Raw genomic sequence first — 7,375 nt, 5'->3', positions numbered from 1 at the left:
GGGCATCCGGCCACTGCCGTCGAGCGCCTGCGACAAAGTGCCGAGCACGCGACCGAACTGCACCGGATCAATCCGGTCGAGGATGTTGCGCACGGTCGTGAGGGTGTCCTGCAGTGCGATGGTGCCCGCGCTGCGATCCTCCTCGATCACCGCACCCTCACGCAGGTACTGATCGGCCGGACCGTTGAAGACCAGCTCGACCGAGGTGACCGCGAACAGGTTGCTCGGCACTACCCTGGCAGTCACGTTGGCCGGAACGCCCTTGGCGAACTCCGGCTTCATCTCGATCTGCACCTTCTGCAGCTCGCCCTTGGCCGCGACCTCGACGCCGGAGACCGCGCCGACGAGCACACCACGGAACTTGACGTCCGCGTCCGCGGGCAGTCCGTCACCGGTGGTGGTCAGGTTCGCGATGACGTTCACCTTGTCCACGAAATAACCGGTGTAGCGCGCCATCAGGAAGCCGAGCACGAGCGCGAGCACGATCAAGCCGGCCACGCCCGCGAGCAGCAGCTGTCGCATGGTGGGTCCACGCCCACTGGGATCGATGATCATCTGGTCGCTACCCCGAGATCCGGATGCCGGGGTTGACGCCCCAGATCGCCAACGTCATGAACAGATTCGCGAAGACGACCGCGATGATGCACACCTTGATCGCCCGGCCGGCCGCGACGCCGACACCCTCCGGCCCGCCGGAGGCGAAGAAACCGTAGTAGCACTGGATGAACGTGGTGATGCCGACGAACAAGATCGCCTTGACCAGCGAGTAGATCACGTCACCCGGTATCAGGAATTGGTAGAAGTAGTGCGAGTAGGTCCCGCTCGCGGTGCCGCCGATCAGCTGAACGGTCAGCGAGCAGGACAAGTAGGCCACGGCGAGGCCGAGGCAGTACAGCGGGATGATCGCGACCATCGCGGCGAACATCCTGGTACTGATCAGGTAGGGCAGCGGCCGGATCGCGATGGACTCCAGCGCGTCGATCTCCTCGGAGATCCGCATCGCGCCCAATTGCGCGGTGAACCGGCAGCCCGCCTGCGCGGCGAAGGCGATCGTCGCAAGCAGCGGCCCGAGTTCGCGGGTGGTGGCGAAGGCCGAGACCGCGCCGGTGATCGGGCTGAGGCCGAGCAGGTTCAGCGAGTTGTAGCCCTGGATACCGACGGTCATCCCGCCGAACGCGCTGAGGATGAACACGACGCCGATGGTGCCGCCACCGACGACCAGGTTTCCGTTACCCCAGCTGACGTCGGAAAGCAGCCGCCACACTTCCTTGGGATAGTGCTTGAGCGCCAACGGGATCGAGCCGATCGAGCGCAGCAGGAAGAACACCTGATGGCCGAGCTTGGCGAGCAGGTCGACCGGTGCCTGCGCACCCTTGCGTAACTGTTGGAACGGCCGCAGCAGCGGGGGAACATAAGTCGACGACACTCAGACCACCTGTGATGGGAACAGTGCGTTGTACACCTGGGTGATAATCAGGTTCACGCCGAACAACATGATGGCGGAACTCACCACCGCGGAATTCACCGCGTTGGCCACACCACCAGGACCACCGCGCGCATTCAGCCCGTTGTCGCAGGCGATGATCGCCGCGAGCAGACCGAATATGAGCGACTTCACCAGTGCGACAAAGAGATCGCGAGTGACTGCGAACGAGGAGAACGTACCGATGTATGACCCGGGGGTACCGTTCTGCGCGAAGATATTGAAGATATAGCCGGTCAGGAAGCCGACGAAGACGACGAAGCCGCAGAGCAGCACACTGACCAGCATCGCCGCGCCGAGCCGGGGGGCGACCAGCCTGCGCAGCGGGTCGACACCCATCACCTTCATGGCGTCGATCTCTTCGCGAATGGTGCGGGAGCCGAGGTCGGCGCAGACGGCCGAGCCGACCGCGCCGGCGATCATCAGCGAGGTGACGAGGGGAGCGCCCTGCTGGATGATGCCGAGGCCGTTGGCCGCGCCGATGAAGGAGGTCGCGCCGACCTGTCCGGCGATCGAGCCGACCTGGATGGAGACGATCACGCCGATCGGGATGGCGACCAGCAGTGTCGGCGCCGCGGAAACGCTGGACATGAACGCGCACTGGCGGACGAACTCACGGAAAGGGAAGCGACGCCGGAAGATCGCGACGAACAACTCGGCAACCGCGGCGATGCCCATGGTGATCTGGCGGCCGAAGGTTTCCAGCGAAGCCTTCGGATGGTCTGTCCAGTAACCCTTGGTCCAATCGACCGCATCACTCATCCGTGACCCTGTTGGTGGACTCTCGGTCGACTGCACTGGCTAACCCCTCTCGACGCCGGTTGGCTGCCCCGGCGACTTGTTTGCTTGACGCACCTTACTACGTAGTAAGCCAGAACACACCACCCTCCTGTGATTGCAGTCATAGACCACGGTCACTGTGTACGAATCGCTATGTACCAAGTCTCCGACATTGGGTTCTGGCCCAAAAACATGGGCGGTATGTCTGGAACAAGTTACAGGTCAGACCGGTGAATCGGCCGCCCACAGTTGATCTTCTTGCCCTTTTATTCGGATAGAATTCATGCAAAATCACATTTGATTCCAGAACCGAACAGAACGGGCTGTACTACTACTAGACGACAAAGTAGAGTCTGACATTCAGCCTCTTCATAGCTAATAGCTATCGGTAACAATTAGGGACATGTCGGCGATTATGTCCAAAATAAGATCGAGGCTCGCCGCTGTTGACACCCCGTCGTAGATGACACACCCGGAGCCGAATACTGACACGATGGGTGCGACAGATTGATATCGTGCGGGCTTCCGACGTCTGGAGGGACATGTTCAGCAAACTCGCCAAGGTGGCCAATGCTGCCTTCGCCGTAGCCCTTGGTGCGGCGCTGCTCGGAACCAGCGCCGGGGCCGCGCAGGCCGAGCCGGGCCCGCCGGTCGTTGGCGGCGGTTCCGGCATCATCATCGACAACCAATTCGAGTGCACCGTCACCACTGTCGGCCACGACAGGGACGGTCGGCTGGTCGGACTGACCGCAGGCCACTGCGGCGACCCCGGTGCCGAGGTTTTCGCTGAGGCCAACCGCGGCGCAGGCGTGATCGGCCGGTTCGTCTACTCCAATCACGATCTCGACTACGCCATCATCCAATTCGAGCCGGGCAAGATCATCCCGGTGAACCGGATCGGCAACGTGACCATCGCGAGGCTCGGCGCACCGGCCGCCTTCCCGATGATCGTCTGCAAGGAAGGCCGCACCACCGGCAATACCTGCGGCATCAGCTACGGCGACGTTTTCGGGTCGAACATGGAGACCTGGAGCCAGATGTGTGTCGTGGAAGGCGATTCCGGTGCGCCGGTCGTCATCGGCGACACCCTCGTCGGCATGGTGAACGCCTACCTGGCGATCGCCTGCTTCGGCCCCGAGGTCGGCACCAACATGACATCGATCATTGATGACATCGACCGCCGCGGCGGCATCGGCGCGGGTTACCGGCCTATTTAATTGGGCCGCTTCGCGGATTCTGGCGCCAGACCCAGGATCCGCGAAGGGACCCTGGCGAGCGGCGGTGCGGGAGCGAGTGAGTCAGCTCGTACCCGGGGAGTTACCCATGTACTCCCGAGATCACGTGGAAATGAGCGGGCCAAGCGGCCCGCTCATTTTTCTTTTCCGGCAGGGACTTCTGAACGGGTGGGGGCAAGCGCGGGGCCCGTGGCGGCCGCGCACTGCGGCAGGCAGTCGACGGTGTCCAAGGTGGGGACGGCTCGGCGCGGCTGCCGCAGCAGCACGCCTGCGAGCACACCGCCGACCACAAGCAGCCCGATGCAGATCCACATGGCCTTGGCGAAGCCGTTGTCGAAGGCGACGGGATCGCCGAGCGCGCCGGAGATTCCGGCAAGGCCAGGCAGTGCGGCGACCGCGAGCAGCTGCGCGGTGCGCGCGACGGCGTTGTTCACCCCGGACGCGATGCCTGCCTCGCTCGACGGCACCGCACCGAGCACCGCCCCGGTCAGCGGCGCGACCAGCACCGAGAGGCCGAGCCCGAAGACCACGATGCCGGGCAGCACATCGGTGAGATAGGTGGTGTCCGGCCCGAGCCGAAGCAGCAGCGCGATGCCGCCCGCGGCGAGCAGCGGGCCGAGCGTCATCGGCAGGCGCGGGCCGTGCCGCTGCGCCCAGCGGCCCGCAGGCGCGGAGAGCACCAGCATCACCAGCGTGGCGGGCACGGTGGCGACACCCGACATCAACGGTGAATAGCCCGCCACCAGTTGCAGTTCCAGTACCAGCAGGAAGAAGACGCCGCCGAGCGCCGCGTAGACCGCGAGGGTGACCAGGTTGGCCGCCGTGAACACCCGCGAGCTGAACAGCGAAGGCGGCACCAGCGGATGGTCGCTGCGTAGCTCGATCGCCACGAACGCCGCGAGCAACAGCAGACCCGCCACCAGCAGCAGCGGCATGGACTCGATCAGGCCGAAGGTCAGCGCGCCGAGCGCAAGGGCGACCACGAAGGCGCCTGGCACGTCCAGCCGGGTGGTGGCATGCGGATCATGGCTCTCCGGCACATGTTTCAGCGCGACGAGCACGACGACGAGCGTCAGCGGCACGTTGAGAAAGAAGATGGACCGCCAGCCCGCCAGATCGATCAACCAGCCGCCGAGGAAGGGGCCGAGCGCACCGGCGATACCGCCGAAGCCCGACCACAGGCCGATCGCCGCGCCCTGATCACGCTGATCGATCGACGAAGAAATCAGCGCGAGGCTGCCGGGGGTGAGCATCGCGCCCGCCACGCCCTGCAGCACGCGCGCGAACACCAGCATCTCGATGTTCATCGCGGCGCCGCACAGCACCGACGCGAACGCGAAACCGATGGTGCCCCAGACGAACACCTTGCGCCTGCCGAGCCGGTCGCCGAGCGAGCCGCCGAGCAGAATGAACGACGCCAGCGTCAGCGTGTAACCGTTCAATGTCCACTGCAACCCGGCGACATCGGTATCCAGCGACTCCCCGATGCGCGGCAGGGCGATGTTCACCACGGTCGCATCGAGCGAGGCCACCGCCGAACCGAGGATGGTGGCCAGCAGGATCCAGCGGCCGCTCGCCGATTTCAGCCGAGGTAGCTCAGTGCTGCTCACTGCCTCAACATAATCGCTGCGCGACTCGTCAGAGCTCTTCTACGCAAACGACGAAGCGGCGGACTTCATAGACATAGCCGGTGCCGCTGTCGCAGGCGCCGACATCGCTGGCGCCGTCGACCCGCTTGATCACCTTGACGCCCTTGACCGGCGCCGCGCCGACGCAGTCGATCCGCTTGGGGTCGTCGCCGCCGACATCGATGCAGCCGCCGACGACCCAGTCGATGTCGAGGCAATACGCGCCCTGCTCGATGCCGTTGAGGGTCTCGGCGTAATAGTTGTCGGCGTCGCTCGAGCACTGGCTGCTCTTCGACTTCTTGTCGATCACCTTGTAGTTCGCCGCCCGGCTCCCGCACGACGCCTTCGCGATGGTGGCGTTGGCGGTGGTGCCGCCCAGCGTGACGCAATCGCCGATGTTGGCGCTGAAGTCGGTGTTTCCACTGGTCGTCGACGGCTTGCCGGTGGTGGTTCGGCCAGGCGACGCCTTCGGTGTGTTGGTGACCGAGACGGCGTCGACGGTGCCGTTGTTCACCGCGGGCTGCGCGCGGCCGCTGATGGTGGAACTACAGCCGACCAGCAGTAAGGCGGCAGTCGCGACAAATACCGCGAATACGACACGCGACGACGTCAGTTGACCAGACACGTACAGTCCTCCCGAGCTGTAACGCTCCGAACTCACACCCCCGCGGGAATTCGAAGTAAACATTGCGGTGCTTCTAAATCCCCGCCATGCATACACCATAAACCGGACACCCGTCGACTTCACAATGGAATCGAGCCGCTCGCAACCGATCTGGGATGAACGGCGGCCGCCGCGTGCCTGCCCACCCACCGGGTGCACCCGGCACCAGCACTTTCGCCGAACAGCACGACCGGCGACATCGATCACTCCACCACCGTCGCTGCCGCGGGCACACCCGCCGCAGCGGTTACCCTGAGGGACGCACCCGATGCTCGGCGGTCAGGAGGTGACCCCATGGTTTCGGCAATGGCAGCCGGCGGCTTCGACGCCGCCGACCCGGCCGCCGGTAAGTTGGCCGCGCCCAAAGAGATGCTGGTCGACCCGCGATTCATTCGGCTCGCCGATCAATTCTTCGGCATGTTCACCCAGCCGAGCCGAGGCGGCGGCGCACTGTCCGTGTACCTCGACGGCAAACCGGTGGTCGACATCTGGGGTGGCTGGGCAGGCAAGGACCGCCGCTGGAACGGCGACACGGTCGCACTGACTTTCTCGACCGGCAAGGGCGTCGCGTCGACCGTGGTGCACCGGCTGGCCGAGCGCGGCCTGATCGACTACAACGCGCCGGTCGCCACCTACTGGCCCGAATTCGGGGCGCACGGCAAAGGCGACATCACAGTGCGCGACGTGCTCGCGCATCGGGCGGGCCTGCACCGCGTGCGCGGCCTGGTCCCCGGCCGCGAGGGCATCCTCGACTACGACGCGGTGATCACCGCGCTGGCCGAGAGCCCGCCGGACCCGCGGCGCATCCGCACCTCCGGCTATCACGCGATCACCTTCGGCTGGCTGGTCGCCGAGATCGTGCAGCGCGTCACCGGTGACCCGTTCGCCGACGTGGTGCGCAGGGAGATCGCCGAGCCGCTCGGCCTCGACGAATTCTGGTTCCGGGTGCCGGAATCCCAGCGGTATCGGATCGCCAAGATCTTCCCGCACCTGAGCCCGCCAGGGATCCGCTGGAACACCGCCTCGTCGGTGCTGTCCTGGGTCCGGCCGATCCGCGGGATCGCCGAGGCGGGCATGCCGGAGAGCTTCGACGAGCTGATCCGCGACCCCAGGGTGCACGATGCGGTGATGCCCGGTTTCAACGGCGTCTTCTCGGCGCGGGCGCTCGGCAGGATGTACGGCGCCTTGGCCAACAACGGCCGGGTCTTCGTCGAACGGCCGGGCAGGCAGGAGACCGTGCAGTTCCTGCTGCCGGAGACGATCGAGGCGCTCAACCAGGTGCAGCCCGCCGAGAGCAGGGACTACGTGCTCGGTTTGCCGTTGCGCTTCACCCTCGGCTATCACCGGCCGGTGCTGATGTCCAAGCAGCAGCCGCGAAAGGCGTTCGGCCACTACGGCGTCGGCGGTTCCGGCGCCTACGCCGATCCGGAGCTGGGGATGTCGATCGCGTTCGTCACCAATCGGCTCGGCAACGCGGTGACCGCGCTCGGCGACGCCAGGCTGGCTCGGCTGGCGGCAACCGCGCGCAACACGGTGCGCCGGGCGAAACCGTCCGTTGTCGTCGACGAGACCGAGGGCTAGGGCT

The 7,375-nt window shown here is 65.6% G+C and carries 7 protein-coding genes; 2 read left to right on the top strand and 5 right to left on the bottom strand.

What is annotated here, in order from left to right; all coding sequences use genetic code 11:
• The 3 genes from NA11_RS27875 to NA11_RS27865 all read right to left on the bottom strand — a co-directional run.
• Window positions 1-555: MlaD family protein (locus NA11_RS27875; protein WP_141717883.1), on the bottom strand; the 555-nt coding region annotated here is incomplete at its 3' end.
• Between the two features lie 7 nt (window positions 556-562).
• Complete coding sequence (locus NA11_RS27870) at window positions 563-1,426, bottom strand: ABC transporter permease (RefSeq protein ID WP_069164980.1); 864 nt, start codon at window positions 1,424-1,426, stop codon at window positions 563-565.
• Window positions 1,427-2,245: an ABC transporter permease gene (locus tag NA11_RS27865; protein ID WP_174567739.1), complete on the bottom strand. Its 819-nt coding sequence runs from the start codon at window positions 2,243-2,245 to the stop codon at window positions 1,427-1,429.
• Between the two features lie 560 nt (window positions 2,246-2,805).
• Between NA11_RS27865 and NA11_RS27860 the strand changes: the two genes are divergently transcribed.
• Window positions 2,806-3,480 (top strand): chymotrypsin family serine protease, encoded by a 675-nt coding sequence (locus tag NA11_RS27860; RefSeq protein WP_069164978.1) that lies wholly within the window; start codon window positions 2,806-2,808, stop codon window positions 3,478-3,480.
• Window positions 3,481-3,632: 152 nt separating this feature from the next.
• On the opposite strand, the gene NA11_RS27855 is transcribed toward NA11_RS27860, so the two are convergent.
• Both NA11_RS27855 and lppU read right to left on the bottom strand, forming a co-directional pair.
• Window positions 3,633-5,108 (bottom strand): MFS transporter, encoded by a 1,476-nt coding sequence (locus tag NA11_RS27855; protein WP_069164977.1) that lies wholly within the window; start codon window positions 5,106-5,108, stop codon window positions 3,633-3,635.
• A 28-nt stretch (window positions 5,109-5,136) separates the two neighbouring features.
• The gene (lppU, locus tag NA11_RS27850) at window positions 5,137-5,751 is read right to left on the bottom strand and encodes an LppU family putative lipoprotein (RefSeq protein ID WP_069164991.1); all 615 of its coding nucleotides are present in this window, start codon (window positions 5,749-5,751) and stop codon (window positions 5,137-5,139) included.
• Between the two features lie 345 nt (window positions 5,752-6,096).
• On the opposite strand from lppU, the gene NA11_RS27845 reads away from it, so the two are divergent.
• Window positions 6,097-7,371, top strand: a complete 1,275-nt coding sequence (locus NA11_RS27845) for a serine hydrolase domain-containing protein (protein ID WP_069164976.1) — start codon at window positions 6,097-6,099, stop codon at window positions 7,369-7,371.
• Window positions 7,372-7,375 lie beyond the last annotated feature (4 nt).

Source organism: Nocardia altamirensis NBRC 108246, assembly GCF_001612685.1.
Taxonomy (GTDB): Bacteria; Actinomycetota; Actinomycetes; order Mycobacteriales; family Mycobacteriaceae; genus Nocardia; species Nocardia altamirensis.
Note: the sequence above shows the minus strand (reverse complement) of the source record. Positions and strands in the feature narration are given on the sequence as shown.